General features: G+C 51.2%; 22 protein-coding genes. 8 read left to right on the top strand and 14 right to left on the bottom strand.

Features of this window, described 5'->3' with window-relative positions:
- Positions 1 to 3: 3 nt before the first annotated feature.
- Both JMI88_RS22800 and sdhC read right to left on the bottom strand, forming a co-directional pair.
- A complete protein-coding gene (locus tag JMI88_RS22800) occupies positions 4 to 420 on the bottom strand; it encodes a succinate dehydrogenase/fumarate reductase transmembrane subunit (RefSeq protein ID WP_201364277.1) in 417 nt (138 codons plus the stop codon).
- A gap of 71 nt (positions 421 to 491) precedes the next feature.
- Positions 492 to 1,091, bottom strand: a complete 600-nt coding sequence (gene sdhC / locus JMI88_RS39490) for a succinate dehydrogenase, cytochrome b556 subunit (protein WP_236023014.1) — start codon at positions 1,089 to 1,091, stop codon at positions 492 to 494.
- A gap of 439 nt (positions 1,092 to 1,530) precedes the next feature.
- Between sdhC and JMI88_RS22790 the strand changes: the two genes are divergently transcribed.
- Positions 1,531 to 1,965, top strand: coding sequence for a FixH family protein (locus JMI88_RS22790; RefSeq protein ID WP_201364276.1), 435 nt, complete (start codon positions 1,531 to 1,533; stop codon positions 1,963 to 1,965).
- A 32-nt stretch (positions 1,966 to 1,997) separates the two neighbouring features.
- Here JMI88_RS22790 and JMI88_RS22785 read toward each other — a convergent pair whose 3' ends face one another.
- From JMI88_RS22785 to JMI88_RS22770, 4 genes are all read right to left on the bottom strand, one after another.
- A complete protein-coding gene (locus tag JMI88_RS22785) occupies positions 1,998 to 3,680 on the bottom strand; it encodes a molybdopterin-dependent oxidoreductase (protein WP_201364275.1) in 1,683 nt (560 codons plus the stop codon).
- Between the two features lie 597 nt (positions 3,681 to 4,277).
- A complete protein-coding gene (locus JMI88_RS22780) occupies positions 4,278 to 6,098 on the bottom strand; it encodes an ABC transporter ATP-binding protein (RefSeq protein WP_201364274.1) in 1,821 nt (606 codons plus the stop codon).
- A gap of 20 nt (positions 6,099 to 6,118) precedes the next feature.
- Positions 6,119 to 7,912: an ABC transporter ATP-binding protein gene (locus JMI88_RS22775; RefSeq protein WP_236023013.1), complete on the bottom strand. Its 1,794-nt coding sequence runs from the start codon at positions 7,910 to 7,912 to the stop codon at positions 6,119 to 6,121.
- Between the two features lie 425 nt (positions 7,913 to 8,337).
- Positions 8,338 to 10,197 carry a serine/threonine-protein kinase gene (locus JMI88_RS22770; RefSeq protein WP_201364272.1) on the bottom strand — a complete coding sequence of 620 codons (1,860 nt, stop codon included), beginning with the start codon at positions 10,195 to 10,197 and terminating at the stop codon, positions 8,338 to 8,340.
- 666 nt (positions 10,198 to 10,863) lie between these two features.
- Here JMI88_RS22770 and JMI88_RS22765 point away from each other — a divergent pair.
- Together JMI88_RS22765 and JMI88_RS22760 are read left to right on the top strand one after the other, a co-directional pair.
- Positions 10,864 to 11,010 (top strand): hypothetical protein, encoded by a 147-nt coding sequence (locus JMI88_RS22765; RefSeq protein ID WP_201364271.1) that lies wholly within the window; start codon positions 10,864 to 10,866, stop codon positions 11,008 to 11,010.
- A gap of 129 nt (positions 11,011 to 11,139) precedes the next feature.
- Positions 11,140 to 12,558, top strand: a complete 1,419-nt coding sequence (locus JMI88_RS22760; protein ID WP_201364270.1) for a DUF512 domain-containing protein — start codon at positions 11,140 to 11,142, stop codon at positions 12,556 to 12,558.
- 448 nt (positions 12,559 to 13,006) lie between these two features.
- Here the strand turns inward: JMI88_RS22760 and JMI88_RS22755 are convergent, their stop codons facing one another.
- The 7 genes from JMI88_RS22755 to JMI88_RS22725 form a co-directional block, all read right to left on the bottom strand.
- Positions 13,007 to 13,627 (bottom strand): biotin transporter BioY, encoded by a 621-nt coding sequence (locus JMI88_RS22755; RefSeq protein WP_201364269.1) that lies wholly within the window; start codon positions 13,625 to 13,627, stop codon positions 13,007 to 13,009.
- A 405-nt stretch (positions 13,628 to 14,032) separates the two neighbouring features.
- Positions 14,033 to 14,701, bottom strand: a complete 669-nt coding sequence (locus JMI88_RS22750; RefSeq protein ID WP_201364268.1) for an SOS response-associated peptidase — start codon at positions 14,699 to 14,701, stop codon at positions 14,033 to 14,035.
- Positions 14,702 to 14,881: 180 nt separating this feature from the next.
- Positions 14,882 to 16,108 (bottom strand): ABC transporter permease, encoded by a 1,227-nt coding sequence (locus JMI88_RS22745; RefSeq protein WP_201364267.1) that lies wholly within the window; start codon positions 16,106 to 16,108, stop codon positions 14,882 to 14,884.
- Between the two features lie 36 nt (positions 16,109 to 16,144).
- Positions 16,145 to 17,101, bottom strand: a complete 957-nt coding sequence (locus JMI88_RS22740; RefSeq protein ID WP_201364266.1) for an ABC transporter permease — start codon at positions 17,099 to 17,101, stop codon at positions 16,145 to 16,147.
- A gap of 117 nt (positions 17,102 to 17,218) precedes the next feature.
- Complete coding sequence (locus tag JMI88_RS22735; RefSeq protein ID WP_201364265.1) at positions 17,219 to 18,925, bottom strand: peptide ABC transporter substrate-binding protein; 1,707 nt, start codon at positions 18,923 to 18,925, stop codon at positions 17,219 to 17,221.
- A 170-nt stretch (positions 18,926 to 19,095) separates the two neighbouring features.
- Positions 19,096 to 20,679 (bottom strand): MFS transporter, encoded by a 1,584-nt coding sequence (locus tag JMI88_RS22730; RefSeq protein ID WP_201364264.1) that lies wholly within the window; start codon positions 20,677 to 20,679, stop codon positions 19,096 to 19,098.
- 334 nt (positions 20,680 to 21,013) lie between these two features.
- On the bottom strand, positions 21,014 to 21,466 hold the full coding sequence (locus JMI88_RS22725) for a GNAT family N-acetyltransferase (RefSeq protein ID WP_201364263.1): 453 nt from the start codon (positions 21,464 to 21,466) through the stop codon (positions 21,014 to 21,016).
- 269 nt (positions 21,467 to 21,735) lie between these two features.
- Here JMI88_RS22725 and JMI88_RS22720 point away from each other — a divergent pair, with 269 nt between their 5' ends.
- From JMI88_RS22720 to JMI88_RS22705, 5 genes are all read left to right on the top strand, one after another.
- The gene (locus JMI88_RS22720) at positions 21,736 to 22,428 is read left to right on the top strand and encodes a class I SAM-dependent methyltransferase (protein WP_201364262.1); all 693 of its coding nucleotides are present in this window, start codon (positions 21,736 to 21,738) and stop codon (positions 22,426 to 22,428) included.
- Positions 22,400 to 22,531 carry a hypothetical protein gene (locus tag JMI88_RS40180; protein ID WP_268906008.1) on the top strand — a complete coding sequence of 44 codons (132 nt, stop codon included), beginning with the start codon at positions 22,400 to 22,402 and terminating at the stop codon, positions 22,529 to 22,531. Before JMI88_RS22720 ends, JMI88_RS40180 begins: the two co-directional genes overlap by 29 nt.
- A 299-nt stretch (positions 22,532 to 22,830) precedes the next feature.
- Positions 22,831 to 23,661: an SGNH/GDSL hydrolase family protein gene (locus tag JMI88_RS22715; protein ID WP_201364261.1), complete on the top strand. Its 831-nt coding sequence runs from the start codon at positions 22,831 to 22,833 to the stop codon at positions 23,659 to 23,661.
- Between the two features lie 201 nt (positions 23,662 to 23,862).
- Complete coding sequence (locus JMI88_RS22710) at positions 23,863 to 24,174, top strand: type 1 glutamine amidotransferase family protein (protein WP_201364260.1); 312 nt, start codon at positions 23,863 to 23,865, stop codon at positions 24,172 to 24,174.
- The gene (locus JMI88_RS22705; protein WP_373323953.1) at positions 24,129 to 24,584 is read left to right on the top strand and encodes a type 1 glutamine amidotransferase; all 456 of its coding nucleotides are present in this window, start codon (positions 24,129 to 24,131) and stop codon (positions 24,582 to 24,584) included. Before JMI88_RS22710 ends, JMI88_RS22705 begins: the two co-directional genes overlap by 46 nt.
- Positions 24,585 to 24,862: 278 nt before the next feature.
- On the opposite strand, the gene JMI88_RS22700 is transcribed toward JMI88_RS22705, so the two are convergent.
- Positions 24,863 to 25,741: an aminoglycoside 6-adenylyltransferase gene (locus JMI88_RS22700; protein ID WP_201364258.1), complete on the bottom strand. Its 879-nt coding sequence runs from the start codon at positions 25,739 to 25,741 to the stop codon at positions 24,863 to 24,865.
- Positions 25,742 to 25,781 lie beyond the last annotated feature (40 nt).

The raw sequence follows: 25,781 nt of genomic DNA, 5'->3' as shown, positions 1-25,781 counted from the left end.
CTGTTATTTGGGAATGCATAGTGGTCCCGTTGCACCAGGAACCGTTGGAAAGGTAATCAGGGTGAGTGTCCCGAGCATGAAGAAAACCACCAGTAGTACGGCGGAAATCGATAAGAGCCACATACGTGCTCCCGGTGCGCGTACATAGTCGTCGATGACCACGCGCAATCCGTTCATGCCATGAGTCAGGCCCACCGTGAGCAACAGCCAGTCAAAGACACGCCAGAAGACGTTGCTGTAGCGCATGGCAACAAATGCATAGGTGGTGCAGGATACGTCGTTAGAGATGTGCATAATAAGTAGATGCACGATCACCAGCACGAGTAGTAGTGCCCCTGAAATACGAAAATAATACCAGGAAAATGTTTCGAACCCGCCGGCTACAGGTCGAGGTCCACGTCCGCTAGAAATACGCAGCATAAAGATGCTTCTCCTTACATTGAGTATGTTTCACTGTACCCAGGATGGTCATTCCATCGTAGATGGGTCGTTTAGCGACCTGCTGTTGTGTGTGGCGCTTGCGTTAACCAGTGGAAGGCGGGCACCATAATCACGTAGGCCATGGGAATAAAGACGATGATTGTTGCAGCCAGGACAATCCAAAACATTACACGTTGGTAGCGAGACCCTTTGCGCCAGAAGTCGATTGCCATAATTCTGATGCCATTGAATGCGTGATAGAGTACGGCTCCTACTAAGGCCAGTGATAACAAACGCACAATCCAATAATCAAATAGCGTAACGCTCTGGTTATACACTTCGGGCCCGAAACCCAGCATTGAGACATCGACGATGTGGATAAACAGAAAGAGCAAAATACCGAGCCCTGTGATGCGGTGAAGCAGCCAGGACCACATTCCAGATTGACCTTTGTACATTTCTTCCTCGATTCTGGAGGCGGGAGGTAGGGCTTGAGGCGATAAATGAGAGTGGTGCCCAGGCACACACTCTCGATTGAAGTAGCACAATGCGCGCTGCTTCGGCGTTGTTTTCTGGCCTCCTGGCTCTTGCTCTCGCCCATTTGGACATCCACCAGAGGTGCCATTGCTTGGACTGGTAAATAAGCTGATCAGCCTTGTTCCAGGTTGCATTCAGCCAGCTGGCTTTTCGCAATAAGAACAAACAGTACATTACTATACTATCGAACTGGTATGCCTTGAACCCTGACTTGCACTGTCTTTGTCTCTAGCACCTCGTTGTACCTTCTGGGAGTTGACGGTGTTATTAATATTATACGTCAGTTAGCCGGGCTGCGCCAACGGTAAACTGACTCTTTTTCTATTCTCTTCAATTCCTGCCTGCAATCCAACGCTTTGTGACTGGTAATAGCCTGCGCAATCAGATATAATACAGGTGAGATAGAGAGCAATAATCGAGTTCACATTTTGCAAGAAGACTTTTCCTGGTGGGTTATGCTTCGCTCCTGCTCGTCATAGTAGAACCTTCTCTCTAATGAGCAGGGGTGTGCAAGCATGACTCACCTTTTTTCTGCTCCAGCGATCGGTTTGAAGATCCTCTATAACAGATTATATGAAGAGACGACAACTTTTAATTGTGGTCCTGGGCCTGGGCTTTCTGGTCGTAATTACTACTCTTGGTACTTCCCTGGAGTCTTTGATTCCTCGCCACCCCACCGCGCCTGTGCAGGTGTCCCAGGCCGGCCCTTACGAGGTTACATTACAGGTCGATCCAAACCCGCCGCCGACCGACCAGCCAGCACATCTCTCTTTCCAGATCGTCAAAAAAGCGACTGGCCAGCTAGTAAGCAATGCCAGCGTGACCCTGTCCAATTCAATGACCACGATGGACATGGGGACGGAAGAGATCGCTGTCCGGCCGCAATCCCCGGGCATCTACCAGGCCCAGGCTCACTTCAGCATGAGCGGTTCCTGGGAGATTCGCATCCGCATCGCGGCCCCTGGCGTCCCGCCCGCCTCCACCACCTTCACCATCACCACCCCGTAGGTTCGGGCCTTGCGCTCGATTTCAATCTCGACTCAGGAGACCGTTATCGGGATGGTATGGTAGCCCGATGAACCATCCGGCAACGGAGGGGCAATCTTGGGATTCTGAACATTTCCTTGCAGGTCGGTGGCCCGGACGACGATGCTGTAGCTACCAGCCTGCGGCTGCCAGGGAAGCTCCCAGAGTACCCAGGTGAGCGCGGAAAGCGGACGGCGCAGGTTGGCCTTCTGCCAGCTTTTCCCGCCGTCGACGCTGACCTCAACCTGGCTGATGCCTTTGTTGCCGGAGAAGGCCACGCCGGCGATGTAGGCCTGCTTGCCGGCGCTGACCTTGCTTCCATACGTGGGCGTGTCGATGCGCGAGGTCATCTTGATCGGCGCGGGATCGCTCCAGCCGTTCTGTTGCCAGTAGCCCTGATAATCTGTGTTGACGACCTGGATACGCGTGATCCATTTGACATGCTTCATACCATAGATGCCCGGCACGAGCAGGCGGGCGGGATAGCCATGGGACGTGGGTAGGGTCTCACCATTCATTTTGATGGCTACCATCGTCGTCGGCTCGAGGGCCTTGGCGAGATGGATACTATCGCTGTAGCTGTCGGCGGCATAGAGCACGACCTTGGTGGCGCCCGGCTTGATGGTCCCCGCCCTCTCCAATAGGTCCTTCAGCGAGATCCCTTCCCACAGGGCATTGCTCATATAGCTGCCACCCACCTCGTTGCTGATGCACATCATGGATTCATATTGCTTGTGCATGGGCAGCGCCAGCAGCTCTTTATAGCTCATGGTGAAGGGCTGGGATACCAGGCCATCCACCATCAGTTGCCAGTCATCACCTTTCACACTGGGATCTGACAGTAAATTCTTGGAGACGCCATAAAATTGCGCGTTGCTGGTCACTTCGGAGGAGAGTCCTGGAACCTCCTGCCATTCTCCATAAGTTGGTTGTGGCGGAGGCGAAATCTTTTGCTGGTACTTATTCAACAGGTTAGACTGAAGCTGAGGATCTGCCGTGCTGGCTGTGCCGCCGCTGCTGCCAGTAATGAAGCGCCAGGCGGCGACTCCCAGCGTACCCAGGCCCAGCACTACCAGGCTGTTGCGTATCAATGAGCGACGCTCTATCCGTTTGCTTTCTAACGCCTCTGCCGTTTCCTGGTCAGGTGACGCCGTCCGGCGCAGCAGGCGCCAGGTCAGCCTGTTATGCAGGAAGATAAAGAGCAGCCCATAGACTATACCGGTGATGGCCAGGCTGAACATGGTATTGAGTGCGCCAGTCACCAGTTGAGCACCAAAGATACCAGAGCCAGTGAGCGGCAGAAAGATCAGGCCACTGAAGAGCCAGAGAATGAAGGCTAGCATCAGACCAACGCTATAATTGAGATCACCTTGCTCATCGCGCCACTGTCCAAAGTTCAGTCGATCGGCCAGCAGATTGCAGAGTCCACCAAAGAGAGCAAAAACCAGACATTGGCCAACCAGAATAATATAAAAGAGATAATGCTTGGCGTCGCCGCCCAGCAACGTGTGCAAATAATCAAAAACAGGAAGAGGTAATGATTGTGCAATCGCTGAACCCAGGGCTTCGGGGAGTGAAATACTCCCCATGGTCAGGCTCAGGAGCAGCATCAGTAGGCTGGCCAGGATGCCAGCCAGCAGGCCAGCCAGCGCGCCACGCTGCCAGCGCTCTTTCTGCGTAGTAGGTAGTGCTCCCATGAACGTCCCCTTAATCGCAAATCTATCTCACACAATAAATCCATCTATTTAATAATCATTATAGTAGTTTTCACGTACATAGGATAGCATTTTTACCATCTGCAAGGATTGTTTTTGCATCTTTCAGGTGTAGGTTTTTTTATTGTTCTGCTGATTGATGAATGGAAACATGACATTGTCTCGTGAGCATCTTCATATACCGAGTGAGAAATCGGGCGCAAGGCCCGAACCTATTGGTATCATGCAACTTGAAGGTTTCATCGCACGAGCGCCCGCGGCGCTCAAAAAATATTTATTGTGGAATACAGAAAAATGCGCATATGCGCATTTTTCTGTATTCCACAATAAATATAAAAGAATGGGGGCGTCAGCGCCCTTACAGGTATAGGTTTTTTGGATTCACGCCAGGAAAGCGGGGATGCAAGGGGCGGCGAGCCCCTTGACTGGGGGATTGGGGGCTGTGCCCCCAACTCTTCCCTTCCCCGTGCCGCCCGCAGGGCGGCATCAGGGGCCTCAGGGGCTACGCCCCTGAAAAACCTACACCTGTAAGGCGTCAGCGCCCCCAGGCTAAGGGGCTTCGCCCCGACGCGCATCTAGTTAGGTGCGCGTCGGCACAAATCCTTCGCCGGGTTTGTAGTCGGGGGATTGATGGCGGAAGTAGGTGTTGTAGAGCTCTGAATAATGTCCACCTCGCTCCATGAGCTCATCATGCGTGCCCTCTTCGGCGATGCGACCACCATCCAGCACAATGATGCGATCGGCATGTTTGATCGTAGAGAGGCGGTGTGCAATCACGATTGCCGTTCGCTGCTCCAGAATCACATCCAGCCCTTCCTGGATCTGGGCTTCGGTCAATGGATCAACGCTGGCCGTCGCTTCATCCATAATGATGATTGCTGGCTCCTGCAGTAGTACGCGTGCCAGGGCCACCAGCTGCCGTTGTCCCATCGATAGGGAGCGACCGGTTTCACCAACCAGGGTATCCAGACCTTCAGGCAGCGCTTCGATCCAGTCGCCGCCGCCGATGCGTTGCGCCACATCCCTGACTTCTTCGTCGGTGGCGTCTGGCCTGGCGTAGCGAATGTTGTCGGCTACCGTGCCAGAGAACAGGAATGGCGATTGCGGCACGATCCCCAGCCGTTGATGATAGTCGTGCAGATCGAAGTTACGGATATCCTGGTCGTCGATCAGAATCTGGCCTCCCTGAAACTCATAGAAACGCGAGATCAGTTTGCCGATACTCGATTTGCCAGCTCCAGTATGGCCGACGAAGGCGACAGTTTCTCCTGCCTTAATGGTAAGGCTGAAGTCTTTTAGTACCGTCTGTCGATCATCATAGCTGAAGAAAACGTTCTTGAAGGTGATCTTGCCCTTAAGCTGCTTGACGGGCTGCTGATCGATCTGATGTACGCGTGGCTCGGCATCCAGCAAAGCAAAGACGCGTTCGCTGGCGGCCAGACCCAACTGGAACTGGCTCCAGAACGAGGCGATGCTGGTCAATGGTTGCCAGAGCAGTCCCAGACTTTGAATGAACAGGAACCAGTCTCCGGCTGAGATGGTGCCGCTGGCTACATTGCGTCCACCAAAGTAGACGATCAGGGTTGTGCCGATATTGGCGATAAAGACCAGTACCGGGAAGATGCCGTTATACAAAAAGCCGGAACGCAGATTGACATAATACGACTGTGCGTTGATTCGCTTGAACTCATCGTACATATTCTGTTCCTGGCGAAAGTTTTTGGCGATGGTGATGCCACTGACAATTTCCTGTACATTGGCATTGACACGCGCCAGGGAGCGCTGGGCGTTGCGCGTAAACTTACGAGCCAGGCTACGAAAGCCCAGGGCGACCGCGATAATCAATGGCATAATACTTAATGTCATCAAGGCCAGTTGAGCATTGCGGAAGAAGAGCACGACGACGATCAATATATAGAGTAGTATCTGGCTGAGCAGGTTCAGGGTCAACGTCACGACAGTCGCGAAGTTCTCGGTATCCGAGGTCACGCGACTGACAATCTTACCGGATGAGAACTCATCGAAGAATGACATGTCGCGCGACATAACAGCGCTAAAGGCGTCGGTTCTCAGTTGAAGCACCACATCTCCAACCGAGCGCGCAGTAAAGCGCTGGCGGAACATATTACAGGTCCAGGAGAGTGCTCCCGAGAACAGAATGAAGATAACCAGCCCGATGGCCGACTCCAGAGCCCGCGTGCTGACCAGCGTGTCGATGCTGTTTGAGATCAGCAGCGGAAACGCTGTATCCAGGCACGAGTTCAGTACCACCAGCACGATGATAGCGATCATCAGGGGTAGTTTTGGTTTAAAGTAGCGGATGATGCGCTTGATCAATTGTCTATCAGTATAACTACGATCATATGCCTCAGCATCCAGACCTGCCATGATAAAGCCCATGGTAAACTTCCTTTCTCCTCTTAATCCCCACTACTTACCGAGGCTGGAACGGCCGAGTCATAGTGCGAGAAGATGCGCCGATAGGTCTCGCAGCGTGCCAGCAGTTCTTCGTGTGTACCTTGATCGATCAGTTCGCCTTTGCGTAAGACCAGAATGCTGTCGGCCCAGCGGATCTGTGAGAGGCGGTGGGTAATCAGCAGCGTGGTGCGTCCCTGCAGGAGGCGACGAATGGCTTTCTGGATCTCATCTTCCGTGGCGCTGTCGATGGCGCTGGTCGAGTCATCCAGGATCAGGATGCGTGGATCGGTGAGCAGGGCGCGCGCAATGGCCAGGCGCTGGCGCTGGCCTCCCGATAGGGTGACGCCGCGCTCTCCGATCTCGGTTTCGTAGCCCCGCGGAAAGCTTTGAATGAACTCGTGCGCCTGGGCATCGTGGGCGGCCACCTCGATAGCGGCACGATTAGCTTTAGAGCCCAGACCATAGCCAATATTCTCCGCAATGGTACGCGAGAACAAGAAAACATCCTGCTCGATGGTCGAAATCTGCGAGCGCAGGCCATCCATATCCCATTGGCGCACATCGACCCCGTCAATCTTGACGCTGCCCGAGTCAACATCATAGATGCGATTGACCAGTTTGGTCAGCGTACTTTTGCCAGAGCCTGTCTGTCCGACAATCGCAATCGTTTGTCCCGGTCTGGCCCGGAACGAGATGTCTTTCAGTATGGGGGTCTCGCCATAGCTGAAGGTTACATGGTCGAAGACGATGTCGCCACGTATCTCCTCGTGGTAACCACCAGCGTTTTCGTCCATTTCTGTTTCTTCTTTCATCAGGGACAGAATGCGCCTGGCTCCGGAGATGCCGAGTTGTACCAGCCCAAAGGTCCAGATGGACATGAAGGTGACGAAGCGCAGGTTGGAGATCAGTCCCATGAAGGTAATCAGTGCTCCCAACGAGATCTCGTGGTGCGAGAGCAGGTACAGGCCATGCAGGAAGGCCAGTGCTAGCGCTACTCCGAGCAACAAGGTTGGTAGATAGCGACCCTGGATTTTGCCGTTCTGGACGTAGAAGTCGCGATAGCGGCTGGCCCGGGTGATAAACTTGTGCACCTCTTGCTTTTCCTGTGCAGTTGCTTTGACGACTTCAATGCCAGCTACGGCTTCGTTCAGGACTGCATTAGTCTTCCCAAACTCTTCTCGCATCCGATCCGATACCGGACTAAGCTGGCGCGAATAGTGGCGCAGCGCAAAGAAGAAAACGACAATGTATATGCACGGAACCAGTAGCAACTGCGGATTGACCAGGCCAATGAATATGATATTGACAGTCAGACTGGTAAACGAGTCAAAGATGATATCGAAGGCTGGCGAAACCATATCGCTCAGCTGTGTCATGTCGTTGGAAGCGCGTGCCATCACATCTCCAACCTGCTGGCGATTGTGGAAGGTCTGACTTTTTCCTAGCAGACTGGTATAGAGCTCCTCACGAGCGTTACGGGCGAAGCGCTTGCTCAGAATCTCAGCAAAGAAGCGTGCGCTTAGATCGAAGACCCCCTGGATTACGATTACTCCAAGCAATGAAAGCGCGATCATACCTAACTGGCTAATGGCCGTCTCTTTGTTCAAGACCGCGTTAAATGCCGATCCAGTCAGAAATGGAATCGAAGCGTAGAGCGCATTAGTGACAATGCACAACAGCATGAATCCAAATACATAAAATTTATAGCGTAAAAGATGGGATGCAATCCAGCGGACCGGACTGGACCAGTTGTAGCGATACTCATCGGCAACTGTGAACTCGCGTTTAGCTAGCAAGGGATACCTCCACATGGAGTTTGGAATGCACTACAAAAAATAGGGGATAAACGTTTACCCACCAATCATTGCATAACTGTACAGTTATCTACGAATTACTTTGACGACTTCTGAGGTGTAATCGAATATGTGTTCTAACTCATCTGCTTAGTATACGGTATAATTGTTGACATCTGTTGTCGTATTTATCATTTCTTTCCTGCTGGTTGAGGCTGGGGGCAAGCAAATGTGTCGCATGATGATCGAATCATGAGGTGCCTGACCTGAAACTTTTATTCTAACTTCATGATAAGTACAGCATACCATAAAGTCATCCTTTTAGGAATGGGATAAAAGTAGAGATCATAATATTTTTTTAATCTTTCATACTATGATCTCTACTCATTTTTCCTGCAGGGATACGGAAAAAGAGGTTCAGGCTGTGCTTATTTTTCTGTGGCTTGCCAGACGTATACGTGGCTGTGGGCGCTTGCAGCGATGTACTGACCATTCGGCGACCAGGCAATGGCATAAACGGTGGGATTATGGCTGGGATGGGTGAAGCTCAACGTGCCGTTACCGGCATCCCATATCTGAATGGTGCCGTCGGCGCTGGCGGAGACGATGCTCTGGCCATCTGGCGACCAATCCAACGTATAGACGGTTTCTGTATGACCATGATAGATCTGGTTGCGTTTACCTGTGGCGGCCTCCCAGATCTGTACGGTTTTGTCGGCGCTGGCCGAGGCAATCTGTGTGCCATCGGGAGACCAGGCTACTTTTTTGATCGCGGCCTGGTGGCCTCTGTATATCGCCTCTCGTTTCCAGCTATGCTGCTGCGTCAGGTGTATGACCTCCACACAGGGCTCATCGTATCCCAGCACCAGGTTATCATTAGCTGACGACCAGGCGATAGAATTGATGATGCTATGGCCCGTTTCCAGACTGGCTACCGTTTCACCATTGCTTGCTTTCCAGATGTGCAGGAGGTTAGTACTAACGGAAGCCAGTAACGTGCCATCGGGAGACCAGGCCAGAGCACGAATGCGCTGCTTTAGTGTCTTGTAGGTGAAGGTTGTTTGCAAGGAATCGCTGGTCCAAACTTGAACGATACCGTCGTCACTGGCTGAGGCCAGAAACTTGCCTCCAGGCGACCAGGCCACGGCTTCGATGCTTCTGCTCCTTGAATTCTCCAGGTTTCCTGAGTAGAGCGCCTGCATTTGCCCGCTCTTGATGTCCCATATCTGTACGGTTTTATCCTGGCTGGCTGAGGCAATCAGATTGCTGGACGGCGACCAGCTGAGCGAGGTTACGATGCCCATATGGCCTGGATAGCTACAAATGCTTTTGCCTATAGTGGGGGTGGCACGGCGGTTGGCAGAGGCGAGAAGCGATGAGTTTTTTGTGCTGATGCTTTGTAGAGATTCCTTTACCTTTTCCACGTATTCGATGCGCTGGTTGGGGTTCAGGTCCAGCATTTGATTGAGCAAGGTTTGCAGGGATATTGGTATGTTTGGTACCTTGCTAAAGGCAAAGGGCGTGCTTGCTGGATCGATACCAGTAAGCATCTGGTGCAGCATGGCGCCCAGGCTATAGATGTCGGCGCTCGGTTGTGTTTGGGACTTGCCATATTGTTCTGGCGCGGCATAGCCGGGTGAGCCAAAAGCGATGGTGTCATGGGCCTGACCCGGTTTAAAGAGGCGTGCAATCCCAAAATCGATCAGGTAGACCTGGTGATTGGGGGTCAGCATCACATTCAGGGGTTTCAGATCACGGAAAATGATCGGTGTGGGACGCGTGTGCAGATACTGCAGCACCGAGCAGAGCTGCATACTGATCTCATAGATCTCCGACCAGGGCAGTTTTCCACCTTTCTTGAGCAGATAATCTTCCAGCGTCTCGCCTTCAATAAAATCCATGACCAGATACCAGCGGCCGGACTCCGAAAAGTTCTCATAGATGCGCGGTAGATTGGGGTGCATCAATCCAGCCAGTAATAAAGCCTCATGCTTAAAAGACTCCTCCGCTTCCTGAGATTCCTGCTGATTGAGTCCCTTCTGACTGAGTTCCTTGATCGCCACTGGCCGATTGCCAAGCTCGGTATCCTCTGCTTTATACACCGAACCCATGCCACCCTGTCCCAGGCGCTCCAGCACCCGATAACGCTGCCGCAGTAGATGAATCGTTGATGTGGTTTTCGTTGGCGCGCTGGTATGCTGTAGTGGCTCATGGCAGGCGAAACAATAACTATCCTGTGAATTATTAGCTGCGCCACAATTGGCGCAAAAAATTTCAGCTGAAAGCACTCCCTGCTCCTATTTTTGTCATTATTGATTAAATACCGCTTTAAGTACAGTAGTGCATAAAATAGAGCGTGTCAATCTTGTGCCTGTTTTCATGACATGCTGTGGTTAAATTTTATGGCTAGCTTTTTCATATGTAGTGTACTGCTGACAGGATAGACGTGATTGGAGTAGTAATATCAAACTTGATGTGGAGTGGCTTGTGGACATAAAAAAACCGGGACACCGGCAAATCAATCTTTCTGTCGGTGTCCCGATATTACTGCACAGGCAGGTAGAATGCACTACCGGCCAATACGTCGGTTTAAAATCCGCACCAGGCTCCAAGCCAGGTGTGACAAGACGCGTTAGCGCCTCACCCCTCTCGTCTGGAAGGTGTGGAATTCAACGCTGCCTGTGCAGCGACGTTGTTCATACATGCACACCACCTCCTTTCGTATGGTCTAATAATACCCGCGATTATCTGAATAGTCAAGTATAAATGTGGCTTTTAAGGATTTTCTAATTTTTTTTATTTTTTACACGCCACCTTGCGGTGGCGGAAAGGAAGAAAAGGAGGGGGCCACCCATAGAGCAAGCGGGATTGTCAAGGGCCGCCAGCCCTTGACAATCCCGCTTGCTCTATGGGTGGTGACAGAAAGAACAAGAGAGAGGAATGGGAGAGCGATCATGCCCCCGGTTAAGGGCTGGCGGCCCTTGACAATCCCGCTGCTCTATGGGTGGTGTGCGCTCGGGTTGCTGCCACGGCAGCAACCCGAGCGCACACCACAAACACCAACCGGCGCCGTAGGCGCTAAAAAGGAGAACTATTCCTGACTGATGAAGTAGGAAATTTGACGAGTAGTAGCAGAGAGGATATAATCACGTGATAGCTATCAGTTTATTATGGGGATGTAGATTACCAGCCATCCCTGTCTTTCCCCTCTTTATTAAGGATATGAACCAATGCCAAAGATGTATGGATGGGTGCGTGAGGTAGTGCCCGAGAGTCCGGCCGATCGTGCTGGACTACAACCAGGCGATCTCGTTCGCTCGATTAATGGGAACGTGATTCGCGACCTGGTCGATTATCGCTTCCATGTTGCCGATGAGGAGCTGGTGATTGGCTATGATCGTCAGCACGAGCAGCATGAAGTGCTTGTCAAAAAAGGCATTGATGAGAATCTGGGCGTGTTATTTGGTGAAGAGCCCACTCCTTTTATTCGCCAGTGTGCCAATAAATGTGTTTTCTGCTTTATAAAGGGACTCCCTGAGCGGTTTGCCCCTCAAGCTGGTATGCCCCATGGAATGCGTTCTTCCCTCTATATTAAGGATGATGATTATCGCTATTCGTTTCTGTTCGGCAATTTCATTACGTTGACTAATCTGAAAGAGCTGGATTGGCAGCGCCTGGATGAGCAAAAGCTTTCACCTCTCTATGTGTCGGTCCATGTGACTGATCCAGATATGCGGCGGAAGATGGTCGATGGACCACGCGCCGGTGAGATTCTGGAACACATTCAACGTTTGGGCTCGATTGGTATTACCTGCCATACGCAGATGGTGTTGTGCCCAGGGTTTAATGATGGAGAGCTGTTGGATCGTAGCATTCGTGATCTGATTGCTTTGCGCCCGATTGTTGAGTCCATTTCAGCGGTTCCAGTTGGCCTGACCAAGTACAATAATATGTTGAAGATGGGTGACCTGCCCACGTTGCGTCGCTATACGTGTGAGGAGGCCGAAGCCATCATTGCGCAGGTTGAGGCTTACCAGCGTGAATTCGAGGCCAGTGAGCCCGATGGCAATCCTTTTGTGTATCTGTCGGATGAGTGGTACTACATTACGGAGCGCGAATTTCCTCCGGCACGCCATTATGGTCTCTATTCGCAGATCGAGAATGGCGTGGGTATGACGCGCTTCCTGATTGATCAGTGGGCCCGTAGTAAGCGGCGCCTGCCAGCTCGCATGCCGGAACCACGCCGGGTAACTGTCGTTACCAGTACGATGGCGAGTCCGGTGATCGAAGATCTGGCCAAAGACATCAAGAAAATTGAAAATCTGGACACCCAGGTGTTGCCGGTGGTGAATAAATTCTTTGGCTCAGGTATTACAGTGGCTGGCCTGCTCTGTGGCCAGGATGTGCTGGAGGCTTTGCGCGAAAATGGTGATCTGGCGGATCTGATTCTGCTGCCACGGGTGATGCTGGACAATGATGGAGTGCGCTTCCTGGATGATATGACCGTTGAGGAATTCAAAGAGAAGTTGCAGCCCGCCCGGGTTGAGTTTGTGCGCAATGCGCCAGAGACTATTGATGCCCTGCGCTCACTGGCTGGTGTCGTCAAAGGTGGCGAACGCCAGCTGGTGCGCGTCCAGTCCCGCTTATAATTTATGTGGCCCAATTTGTCCGTGGAAGTGTGAAAAACAGGCAACGGACAAATTGGGTCATATGACCCTTCCTCGTTTCTTCCTTCCCCTCTATACTCTTGATGTGAAATCGTGTCGGTATACCAAAGGTCAGAGCTTATGCAGGGGAATAGCCCAAATAATTTACCAACCTGTTATTTGATCTGTGCTGCATTTATGCAATGCGGGGTGGTTGGCCTACTGGTGGCGCAGAGTTTTTCTGCTGGATTGCGAACTACTATTTTTACAGTGGGAGTGCTGTTGCTGTTGGGTGGAATTGCTTTATTTGTTGGTCAGATGATTAGAATAAAGTTTCGATAAAAGTTTTCTTTCAAAAATATCTAAAGTGGGTGGCAAGCAGCGCGCCTGATGCGCTGCTTGCCACCCACTTTTTGGAACTTTTTTCAATTGCTTAGCGCATAGGCAAAAATTAGCGTTTGAATTGAGATTCTGGTTTGACGTGGCGGATAAACATCCAGGCAACTGGCATCAGGATGGCGGCGATCACGATCTTTACCAGGTCAAATGGAATGTATGGTAACATACCGGCCACAAGCGCCTGTGTCAGCGTCAGGTGCGCGACCACGGCCAGCCAGGAGACGCCCAGGGCATAGATGATGACGGTGCCGGGCAGCATGGCCAGGATCGAGGTGCTTAATTTGCGATCTAAGCCTCGCTCACATAAATATCCGACTACAAAGGCAGCCAGCGGGTAAGACCAGAGATAGCCCGCACTGGGGGATAAAATTAAATACATGAATCCACCGCCACTGGCAAAGACTGGCAGGCCAGATGCTCCCTCAGCCAAATACAAGAGCATGGCCAGTGCGCCACGGCGGCTGCCCAATGTGGCCGCTACCAGCATGACGACCAGCGTCTGCAGTGTGAATGGAATGGGCGAAAATGGTACATGGATGCTGGCCCTGGCAGCCAGAGCCATCAAGAGACTGCCTCCAATGACCAGTGCTCCATCTTTCAATAGCGCCTTGCTACGCGATGGAGCCGCCGGACTGATATAATCGATAAGTGTTGTTCCGGGGGCAATTGCCATAAAAATACTCCTTTTGACTACTTTGCATATCCCTCTTTACTAGCAACGTTGACAAACATTTCTGTAGATCAACTATGCATGCAGATTATTGTACCATAGTTCAGTTACCATTCACTTTCCTATGTTCACCCTCATCGCTCCATCACGGAAAAGTAATAATAACGTATTGAAAGGTTCGGAGCTGGCCTTCGATTGTCGCCCCCTCGGGTCTTGCGCCCGATTGGCAACCCCGTTGATCATGCCCTCGGCCTGCTCGTCTTTTTCTTGTTGCTTTTTCTAGCGGGAAGCAAGGAAGCGCCCGCAAGGGGCGCACCTACGAATCGCTTCTATTATCGCTTTTGTGTGATGGAACGGGGCGATGCGCATCGCCCCGTGTTCCTTGTTTGCTTAAGTTTTTCGGGCGCGTCAGGCGATTAAGTCTGCGTTGTCGTAGCGTATGTCGTTGACGCGCCGTGAGACTGGACGTGCCTCCATTTGTTGGGCTGGATAGGCTTTTAGCAGGTGCAATAGGGCCTGCTCGTCTTTCTGGTCCGGGTCGAGCCATTCCTCACGCCCTTCGTCTGTGAGGATCGCAGGCATACGATTATGGATGGGCGAGACCACCTCGTTGGGGGTAGTCGTAATGATCGTGCAGGTCCGAATCTGCTCACCGGCTGGATTTTTCCAGCTATCCCAGAGTCCGGCGAAGGCAAACAGCTCCTGGCCCTTGAGGGTGATATACATCGGTGTTTTAAGCTTTGAGCCCGGCTCTTGCATCCACTCATAAAAGCCATCGGCTACGATCAGGCAACGTCTATTATGCAGGAGCCGCTTAAAGCTGGGTTTTTCTGCCAGCGTCTCGGCCCGCGCATTGATCATGCGGCTGCCAATGCCCTCTTCTTTGGCCCAGGAGGGAATCAGGCCCCAGCGCAATAGTTCCAGGTGTGGGGATGCATCTTTGTTCTGTATGGTGACAATATCCTGGGTGGGAGCCACATTGTAGTGTGGCTTTAACTGCATCGAGGCTGGCACCTCCACCCGGAATGCTCGTCCTATATCTTGCATGTTGTGAAACAGTGTAAAACGACCACACATAGTTTTTCCTGTTAGACCTTTCTCTGTTTAATGCTATGCTTATTGTCCTGGCATTGAACTATTCTTCTTTAATACGGGGAAAACGGTTATGCAGACGTCAATAAAAGGGAAAGGGCGACCAACCTATATGTTGGTTCCTTTCCCCTTTTTGGGATTGATTAGAGAAATCAGTAGTTGTCGTTAGTTTTTGGCGCGTGGATCGAAGGCATCGCGCAGGCCATCGCCAATAAATGAGATCGCTAGCACTATGCCGGTCAGGACGATGGTGGGGAACAGCGTGTCCCAGGGAAAAACTTCTAATAGGGAGATGCCGTCCGCGATCATCAGGCCCAGGCTAGAGCCGGGATGGGTGACTCCCAGGCCGAGCAGGCTTAAGCCGGCCTCACCGATGATCGTTCCCGAAATGTTCATCGTGGAGGTGACAAATACAATGTTGAAGAGATTGGGTATGATGTGCTTGAGCATGATACGGGTATCGGGTGTCCCTGAGGTGTGGGCGGCCTCAACAAATTGTTGCTGCCTGATTTGCAGGGTCAGGCCACGCACATAGCGCGCCATCAGCGGCCAGGAGACCAGTGATAAGGCGAGTGAAACGATGACCAGTGAGGCATTACCATTGCTGAGGAAGCCTCCGACCAGCGGCAACTTTGAGAAGTAGTCATTGGCGGTCGGACCAAAGACGCCGGTAAGCAAGATGGCGAAGAGCAAGCCTGGAAAGGCAAAAACCAGGTCGGTAAGACGCGCCAGTAGGGTATCGATCCAGCCGCCATAATAGCCAGCCAGCACACCGATGGTCACGCCCAGGCCAACATCGACCACCTCGACCAGAAAGGCCACGGTTAGCGAGATGAGCAGGCCCTGCATCAGGCGGGCCAGCATGTCCTGTCCCAGTGCGTCGGTCCCCAGCCAATATTGCGCTGATGGTCCCTGGTTGACCTTACTTAATTCCTGGTGATCATAACTATGATAGACCTCGGGCCCGATTCTGCCCTGCAGGTCACTGTTATAGATACCACCAATGTGATGATAAATAGGGGGACCAAAAAGAGCCAGCAGTATTAAAAATATGATGAAGCCCAGACTGATCATGGCGCGTATGTCCCGGCGGAAATGCTGTAACGCTGTACGTGTGGGGCCTGGATGCTTCTTACGCTCCTGTTTTTGTTGTTTGGGATCTAACTCCTCGATGGTGGCTGGTGTCTCAACTTCTGCCTCTTCGGTGAGGGCCGGCCCATCGAGTATATCTTGCCCGAGTACCTCAGGCGCAGGAGCTACACCATCGATCGGGTTGAGTGTTTCTTCTGCTTGTGTCTCAGCTGACGACTCTACCGTTTCGGGTATGCCAGCCGCAGGAACGAGCGCCTCTGATTGAGTCTCAGGAGACTCTAATTCATGATTCTCCTTCATCCGTTCTCCTCTATCCCTTTCTAGTTGCTGCTATGTTTATTCGGTTTTGATGCGTGGATCGGCAATGCCATACAAGATGTCAGAAATGAGGTTGCCAAACACGACGCCGATAGCGACCATGATGGTCGTCGCCTGAATAACGGGATAGTTACGTTGAGAGACGGCTGCAACTGTAATATTGGCGATTCCTGGAATGCTAAAGATATTCTCGATAAAGAAAGAGCCGGTAACAAGTAATCCCAGTAAGAGGCCTACTGCGGTAATCAAAGGGATGATTGCGTTACGCAAGGTGTGGCGATAGATGACCGCCTTCTCGCGCAGACCCTTGGCTCGAGCTGTACGTATGTAGTCCTGGCGCAGCACTTCCAGCATGGTGGTACGCGTCAATCGTGCATAGTAGGCATAGCCAGTTGCTCCGTAGGTCAGTATGGGTACGAGTTTGTACTGTATGTCGCTCCAGGTATATTGCCAGGGATCTCCCCAGCCGCTAATTGGCCAGCCGATGCCGGTTTTATCGATCCAGAGCACCAGGAGTTGCACAAAAACGGCCAGAATGAATGATGGGAGGGCATACAGAACCAGGGCGATACTCATGTTGGTAGTATCGATCCAGGTGTTGGCTTTAATGGCGGTAATAATGCCAATTGGAATGCCCATGAGGAGCGTAACGATGGTACCCCACATTGAGAGTTCGACCGAGATTGGCACACCATCTTTAAGGATATCCCAGACGGCTCGTTGTTGGGGATGGAAGGAGATGCCCAGATCGAAGTGGGCCAGTTTGATCAGGAAGTTGATGTATTGTTGATACCAGGGAAGGTCAAATCCGTATGCATGGCGTAACTGCAGCCAGAGTACTGGATTGAAGTGGTCCCCCATCGATTCTTTAATTGGATCTCCTGGTGCCAGGTAGCCCAGGATAAATGTAATGAAGGTGACGCCGATCAAGATAAAGAATAATCCTATCAGGCGTTTGACTAGAAATCGAGTCATGCCATGATCCTCTGTTATACGCGAGGTGCTCTCGCAGACGAGGGGTAGCGAGACGAGCAAGCCCGCTACCCTTTCCTGCGTGAGCACAGCAGGATGTCGCTTTAACGCCGAATGTACTTATTTGGTAAAGTAGACGTTAGCCCAGTCATCGGTTGCCATGCTTCCTAATGGATAGAGCTTCCATCCCTTCAGTTTTGGATTTACCAGGTAACTGTAGGAAGACTGATAGGTAGTGATGTAAGGAACATCATTGACGAGCTTCTGCTCGGCATCCTGGTACATTTTCATACGCGCTGATTGATCGCTTATGGTATCGGCTTTCTCTAACTCTGTCTGTACCGCCTGCTGATCAGCAACGTTGGCTGACTTGTTCTGACCATAGTTGAAGGCGTTGTTACTGACACCTTTATCAAAGAAGAGGGTTGTCCAGTCCTGGGGATCCAGGTAGTCAGCGCCCCAACTGCCATACCACATCTGTAAAGGACCAGTTTTGCCAGCGGTGGCGAATTCCTGCGAAATCAGGTCAGTGCCCTGTAGGCCTACCAGCTTGACGTTGAAGCCCAGCACCTGTTTCCACTCGTTGGCAACTGCTGCCATGGTGTCGGCACCGGCTTTGTAGTCCTGCGCATAGACCAGTGAGATGCTGGGCAGGTCGCTGACGCTCTTATAACCTTCTTCCTGCAAGCCCTGCTTGAACAATTCTTTGGCTTTGGCCTGATTGCCAGCTGGAGTAGTGATACCAGCTGGTCCTTGCAGATCTTTGTTGTAGCCAGGAATGCCATCGGGGATGATGTGGTAGCTTGGAGTGACGGTTTTACCAATGATGCTGCCTACGATCAGATTGCGGTTCAGGGCTAGCTCCAACGCCTGGCGGATTTTGATGTTATCCAGGGGTTTGACCAGGTAGTTCATACCGATGAAGCGTGAGGCCAATGCTGGTGATGTCTGATAACCTGGTAACTGATTGTTGGCGCTATCCAGGGCAGGGGGCACTGGTGCGAGATCAAACTGGCCGGCTTTCATCGATTTGAAGGTGCTATCGCGGTCGCCGGTGATGATTTCGTCGATCTCTTGCAGTTTGGGTTTGCCTTTGTAGTAGTTTGGATTAGGTACCAGGACCAGGCCAGTAGTGTGGCTATAGCTTTTCACTTTGAATGGACCATCGCCAGCACCCTCGTTGAGGTGATCTACCCATTTGGCACCATATTTGGTGGTCAGTGCTTTGTTGACGACAAAAGAGGTAGAGTAGTTCAGGGCCTGCAAGAAGTAGCTGGCCGGTTTGCTGATGATCAGTGAAATGGTGTGGGGATCTTTGACAATAATGCTATCACCAATCAGGGTTTTGACCTTACCACTGGAAAATTTATCATAGTCTTTGATCAGGCTCAGATAATTGCTGACCTGTGATTTTGTAGCTGGATCAATGGTGCGGTTGATGCTGTAGGCAACATCGTTGGCGTCCAGTTTTGTTCCATCGCTAAATTTCAGATTGGAGCGAAGTGTAAAGGTGTATGTTAGTCCGTCACTGGAAACCTGGTGCGATGCAGCCAGTTGATCGTGAATATTGCCCTGATCATCGGCAGCTACCAGACCAGTAAAAATAAGATTGATCGGATCACCCAGGCCACCGGCTGTCAGCGCAGGATCGAGCGAATCAAAGTCACCACCGATGACTGGCTCGCGTAGAACTTGCTTGGACGCCAGGTTAGTTGGCGTGTTACCGTTACTCGTAGTGCCTCCACCACATGCGGACAGCAGGATGACCAGAATTGAAAATAAGCTTGCCACCCCGAGCAACGCAGATTTCTTACGGATGTGGCGCATAACGCCTCCTTATTACCAATCTTCTGAAGCAATATGGATAGTAATTACATTATAATATGCTTATTGAAATCAGTTAAATTTTATGCAGTAAAAAATCAATAAAGCAGGGTGACCGGCATCGTTATGGTGATGCCGGTCACCCTGCTTTATTGGTTGTTGAAAGGATGGCGTTACGCCTGCACTAATGTTTTATCGACAGAAGCTGCATCCTGGTTTTCTTCATTGGTTTCTGAGCTGGCCTGTGGCTCTTTAATGGCCATATCTTTAAGAAAAAATGTGGTGAGTAGTGCGAGCAGTGCAAAGATCAGCACGGCGAGAAAACCGTGTTGCAGAGCACTGGCCAGTGCTGCCTTAGAGGCTGCGTCGGTTGGCAAATGGCCCATCAGATTGCCTGAGACTGTGCTGGCGATGACGGTTCCTACGATCGCTATGCCTAGCGTAGCTCCTACCTGGCCCAGATAACGGAGTGCCGCGGTACTGATGCCTAGCTGGCTGGCTGGTAGCGCATTCTGGACTGCTACCATAGGCAACGAGAAGAAGGGACCAATACCAATGCCGGTCAGGATCAGGATGCCGATAATCAATCCTATGTTATAGGCCGGGGTCATGAGTGTAATCATCAGCGTGCCAACGCTCATGATGAGCGCTCCTGCCACAGCTACCACGCGGTAGCGCCTCAGCTTATTAAGTGCCATACTACCAAGAATAGAGCCCGCGACCATACTTACCGAGAATGGCGTCATGATTAATCCTGCGTTGGTTGGCGAGACTCCCAACACACCCTGGACGAATAGTGGCAGGTAGAGAGCCAATCCCAGCAGGACCATGCTCTGCAATAGCACCAGCGCGGCTCCAATCCTGAAGACTGAGCGGCGGAAGAGATCCAGCGGCAAAATGGGTTCGTTGGCCCGGCGTTCGGTGAATACAAACAGGATAAGCAGCAGGATGCCAACGGCGATGATTCCAAGCACCTGTGCCGAGGTCCAGGCAGAGATGTTTGCGCTGCCCCAGGTGAGCCCCAGCATCAGGCAGATGGTGGCTGCGGCACAGAAGATCGCACCAGCGACATCAATGCGGCGTAGCGATTTCCAGCCATCCCACTTCTGGGTATGCTCTGACAGATTGGACGGTAGAAAGATCAATAATGCTACCAGTGCAATCAGGCCTATCGGTGCATTGATGTAAAAGACCCAGCGCCAGCGTGTGCTTTCGGTTACCAGGCTTCCCAGCAATGGACCATGCTCGGCCAGCCAGCCACCACAGGTGGGACCAAGCAGATTGGAGACGCCATAGACAATGCCAAAGAGACTGCTCCATTTGGCGCGCTCGGCTGGCGGAAAGAGATCTGCCATCACGGTTGCTACCAGCGCCATGCCGATGCCAGCGCCCAATCCCTGAAGGCCACGAAAAATGATCAACTGATTCATACTCTGAGCTGCTCCAGCCAGGACCGATCCCATCAGGAAAAGCACTGTACCCGACAGTAAAAACCACTTGCGACCAAACTGATCCGAGAGCTTGCCCACAATTGGAATCATGGTCATCGAAGCCAGAATATATGCGGTTGCTACCCAGCTGTAGCGATCCAGGCCATGTAGCTGCGCGATAATGCGTGGCATCGCCGTACCGACGATCGTCTGGTCAAGAGCCTCTAGCAAAAGCGTTAACATCAAGGCAACGATCACAGATACCAGAGCCATTCCACGCAGGCGCGCCTTATCCTGAGCCTCTGCCGCAAGGGGTGCAGTCGTCATCGCATAGTCCTCCAATTTATCTACCCACATGGGCTGAATAATAATTCATTCCTTTAACTTTTCTCATACTGAAAGTATATATTAAAACAAGGACAGGAACCGCCCTTGTTTAGCATCAGCTTCTAATCCAAATAAAAAGCTACAGGTTACAAGCTAATTTTGTATGGTAAGTACATCATGAAGGATGAAGCTATCATAAAAATGGGCGGCTCCTTCCCACTCGAAGAAGCACAAGAATAGCGATCCGTAGGTGCGCCCCTTGCGGGCGCTTCCTCCTTTCTAGCTCGAAAAAGCACCAGAAAAGCGATTCATTAAGCCAGAAAAGATACAGCATTTAAATATAACTTTTGCGCATGCCATCGTGCATGAGCCTATAACCGCACGCCTCGTAAAATGCGCGTGAGCCATCGGCAGCCAGCAGATCCAGGCGTGTGGTGGGATAAAGCTGGTGGCAGGTTTCTAGTAGTGTTCGTCCGATGCCAGCGTTACGTGTGTGTACGTCTACCAGCAGATCAGCAATATACATAGTAATAGCACCATCAGTTAACGCACGAACGAAACCTACCACCGCATCATTTTTTAGCGCAACCAGTGCCGGCCACGAGTTCTGCCAGGCTCGCAGCGAGTCAGCAGAACGCTGGCTTGGTGAGGTCCACCCTTCAGCCTGGCTAAGTCGCTGAATAGCTGGGAAATCCTCTTCAGCCCATGCCCTGATCAAAATCCCGGCAGGCAATTTGACTTGTTCCAATGCCCTGCCTAGTTGTTGCTGCTGCTCAACCCTATCCATGTAGATTGTTATCCTTTCGCTGCAATCAATATGTGTTTTCCCCATTAATATGATGATATACATAATAATATATGCGTAGCTACCGTTCAATCGTGCAAAAGCAACAATAACAACGATTGTCCATAGGTTCCGCTTTTATTGCTGGTTTTTCGTGGTGGGACAGCATAGGGGGGATATATGGCTCAGCAACCGTGGCGAAATTCATCCGTAGTTCCTTGAGAACACAGGTAATGCAGGTGAAAGTCTATAAAGAGAAAAAAAGGAGCTATATGACGCAGCCAAAACCGAGCCATCTTGGCCTGAAGTACGCGGAACAATTCAAGGATAGCAGTATTGTTGACGTCTACCATCACCGACCTCCGCACCCCGATGAAACTGTCAATGCGCTCCTGGCGCTGATAACCGATGAGCCACGTACCATTCTTGACGTGGGATGTGGCACCGGTGCACTGGCACGGCGATTAGTTAACTCGGTAGAACGGCTCGACGCGGTTGACTTTTCCCAGGCCATGCTCAACAAAGCAAGAACCCTCCCCGGCGGTGATCATCCTCGACTCAACTGGATTTATGGCCGCGTCGAAGATGTAGCGCTGAATCCTCCTTATGTCCTGATCACGGCTGATGACAGCTTGCACTGGATGGAATGGGATATTGTTATGCCACTATTTCAGCGCTTGCTCACTCCTCATGGTTACCTGGCAATTGTTGGTTGTGGAACGGAATCCAATCCCTGGGATAAAGATTTGCTGGCGCTTATCTCCCGCTTCTCAACCAATCGCGAGTTTCGCCCATACAATCTCATTGAAGAATTACAGCAGCGCCATCTCTTCCAGAAAGTTGGTAGTGTGCTGACACAGCCGGTTCCGTTTGTGCAATCGGGAGAGGACTATATTCAATCCATTCACTCGCGCAACGGTTTTTTCGCGGGAGCGCATGGGCGAAGAGGCGGCCAGCGCTTTTGATGCTGCCGTCAGCCAGTTGCTCACACCTTTTATGCGCGATGGGTTACTGACGCTATCTGTAGTCAGCGAGATTATATGGGGAACACCGCTCAGCGCACACTAAAAAGATTCCTGATGAGGTGCAGAACATGTTCTGCACCTCATCAGGAATCTTTTATCACGATTACCCCAAAAACGTAGCGCAAAAGTATTTTTATGTCAAAAATATTTGCTGTTATTCAAATATTGGTCATTGCATTACAGTATAAATTATATTTTGATATCTTGAAAGCTTGTAATTCTGATTTTTTATATTTATACTATGAAATAGACGTGTAAGATTTCTTTTCTCCTCAAAGCTGTTACCACTTTAACAGCCCTTACTAAAGTGCCAGATTAGTATATTTTTTCAAGGAGGAAAATATGCTCAAAGGCATGGTGAAACTTCTTTTTCGCATCGCTGCGCCTGTTTTTCTTGTATCCAGTCTCTTTTTCTTATCTATGCCATCGGCATTTGCCGCCATTCATGCGTCTCTTGTAGGACCTAAATCTCATTATCTGGCGGTTGGCGATTCGCTGGCCTATGGATACCAGCCCAATCTTAATCTCACTCATGGGTATGCCGATGACTTTTACGCCAATCTCAAGAGCCATGGCGCCACAAGTTACGCCAATATGGCCTGCCCTGGTGAGACAACAACCTCGATGATCAATGGCGGCTGCTCGTTCTCAGTTTTGCGCAAGTTTCCCTACATTGGTTCTCAACTTGATGCTGCGGTTCTGTATCTCGAATTAAATGCAGGCAATGTCAGTCCGGTGACGTTAGATATCGGGGCTAACGACATGCTTCATGACATTAATACATCGACATGTACGATCAGCTCGACATGGAACAGCGACCTGGCCACGATGGATACCAATTTGAGGCAGGTGATACTGCCGAAGTTGACTGCCGCCATGACGGTGAACGGCCGGCGGAGCGGTGACCTGTTGTTGATGAATTACTACGATCCCTATCAGAATATTTGTCCAACGATGGTGTCATATGCCCAGGTAATCAATCAGCACCTGGCAGCGGATGCCAGCGGTTATGCGACTGTCGTTGATGTGTTCACACCTCTCGGTGGTGCTGCAACCCCCAATTCCAATATTTGCAATTACACATGGATGTGTAGCCTGTTCAAGGACATTCATGCAACCTCGACTGGCTATAGTGTTATCGCCAATGCGTTTGAGCAGACCGCTGGTTACTAGCTAATCCTGCGGTATTCTGTCTGATATTGTAGCCATGTAGCCAGATAAAAACATAACCACGTGCGACCCGGTCCGGCCATCGAGGAGTGGCGCACACATCCGGTCGGGTCGCGTACTCTTCTATCTTCTCTCCCACAGTCCATTTCCTGCTATACTAGCAGGGTGGTAGTTTTTTATTTGTGGAGAATAGGAGGCAGGGCTATGGCAGAGGAGAAACGTGTGTTGATCCTTCAACACATCTTAGAAAATCCCGCTGGTCGCGTAGGCTACATTCTAGATGAACACGACATCAACTATCATCTGATACATGTTGGTCGAGATCCGCTTCCTGATCCGACGCAATGCCAGGCAATTGTTGTTTTAGGTGGATCGCAGCATGTCTACGAGACGCGTAAATATCCCTATACCGTGCATGAAGAAGCATATTTTCGCCAGGCGATCTTACAGGACATCCCTTACCTTGGTTTTTGCCTGGGGGACAACTACTGGCGCGCGCATTTCAGGCGGAGGTAGAAAAATTACCAAAGAGCTACATTGGCTTCTTGCGTATACATTTTACTGAGGCCGGCCACAAGGATCCTCTTTACCATAATTTGCCAGATTATCAGCAGGCTTTTCAATGGCATGATGACTGTTTTAAGTTGCCGAAAGGGGCAATTGAACTGGCTTGCCGAACCGATGGCTTCAACCAGGCGTTTCGCTATGGCCAGCATGCCTATGGATTACAATATCATGTAGAACTTACTGAAGATATGCTTGATCGCTGGTTACATGATCCCTCACTGAAAAAAGAATTTATTGATACCTATGGCACAGAGGTATATCACAAAGCTGAAATAGAGGCTGTTGATCTTTATCCTACTTATGCAGCACATTCAACTATTATACTGGAAAACTTCTTCAAAATCAGCAAGCTGTTTTAAATGTGTTTGTCGTTTACCCTGATGAACTTTGAGAGTTTCATCATGATGGGAAGCAAAGCGCCCCCGTATGGGCGGGTGCATTCGCACCCGAGCCCTTTTTATGTGCAGCCTTTCGCGCTTTGCGCGAAAGGCTGCACATAAAAAGACCTTTTGAGCGCCGCAGGCGCGTAGCGTCAGGGGCCGCAGGCGCGAAACGTATGATATTCAGAAACGCTCTAAAACTGTTTTTAAGCATTAATTGTATCAAAAGAGGGAATCACTTCCCTCTTTTGATACAATTAATGCTCCATCCTCCTAATCTTCTCCAGGTAAGCCATCATGCGCTTGTCCAGGTCGGTGGGGTACGTGTATCCTAGATGGCTACCTACCTCACTGGCGAGTCTGCGGAAGAGGGCAATAGTTTTGAACAGCGCGGCCCAGTTTTCCTCGATGCTGGCGCCGGTGTAGGTGCTCTCCAGTTCGTTCCAGAGCTCGGGTGAGAGGCGTTTCTTCAGCCCGCGCCCGAGCACACCCAGGCGGATGGACCAGTTATAGTCGATCTCCATGCGCCATTCGAGCATGCGCCGTAGCAGGTCGGCTTTCACCTCCTGGTCGAGGGAGTGTTTGAAGAAGATCAGTTCGTCGCGCCAGAGGAACTTGGCCACATAAGTAGCCTCGGTGAAGAAGCGGTCGATCACATCGCGATATTCTTCCGCAGTGGGTGGGGTGGGGATGAATTCGCGGTGAGAGGGTGTTTTTAACCCGGCGGACAGAGCATCTTTATCGAGCAAAACCCGATGTCCGTCATCCCAACCATCGCGCAGGGTGGGTTCGGCGACCACCTGTTTGAAGATCTCTTCGGGCATAATGGTAAAGTCGATTTTGGTGCCGTCGGCATAAATGATGACGTAGCCGGAAATTTCAATGCCGTATTCTTTCGTCGGTGGGTCGCCGAACCCAACGAGTACTGGGCCAAGCTCCTCGAGCCAGGCGCGGTCTTCATACCAGGTGCGTGCATCGCCGTGGATAATCACATCCAGATCATAATCGGAAAGCGCGTCGACCAGCTCGGGTACGGTCGGGTTGGTACGCGAGCTGCTTAAAACCAGGGCGCGGATATCCTCGCGCGATTGGGCCCAAGAGATCAGGCGGGCGATGACGGGGTCGTTTTGGTTCATAAGTCTCCCAGTGAAAGGTAATAATGTAATCACCCAGGAT

This window comes from Dictyobacter formicarum (genome assembly GCF_016587435.1).
Note: the sequence above shows the minus strand (reverse complement) of the source record. Positions and strands in the feature narration are given on the sequence as shown.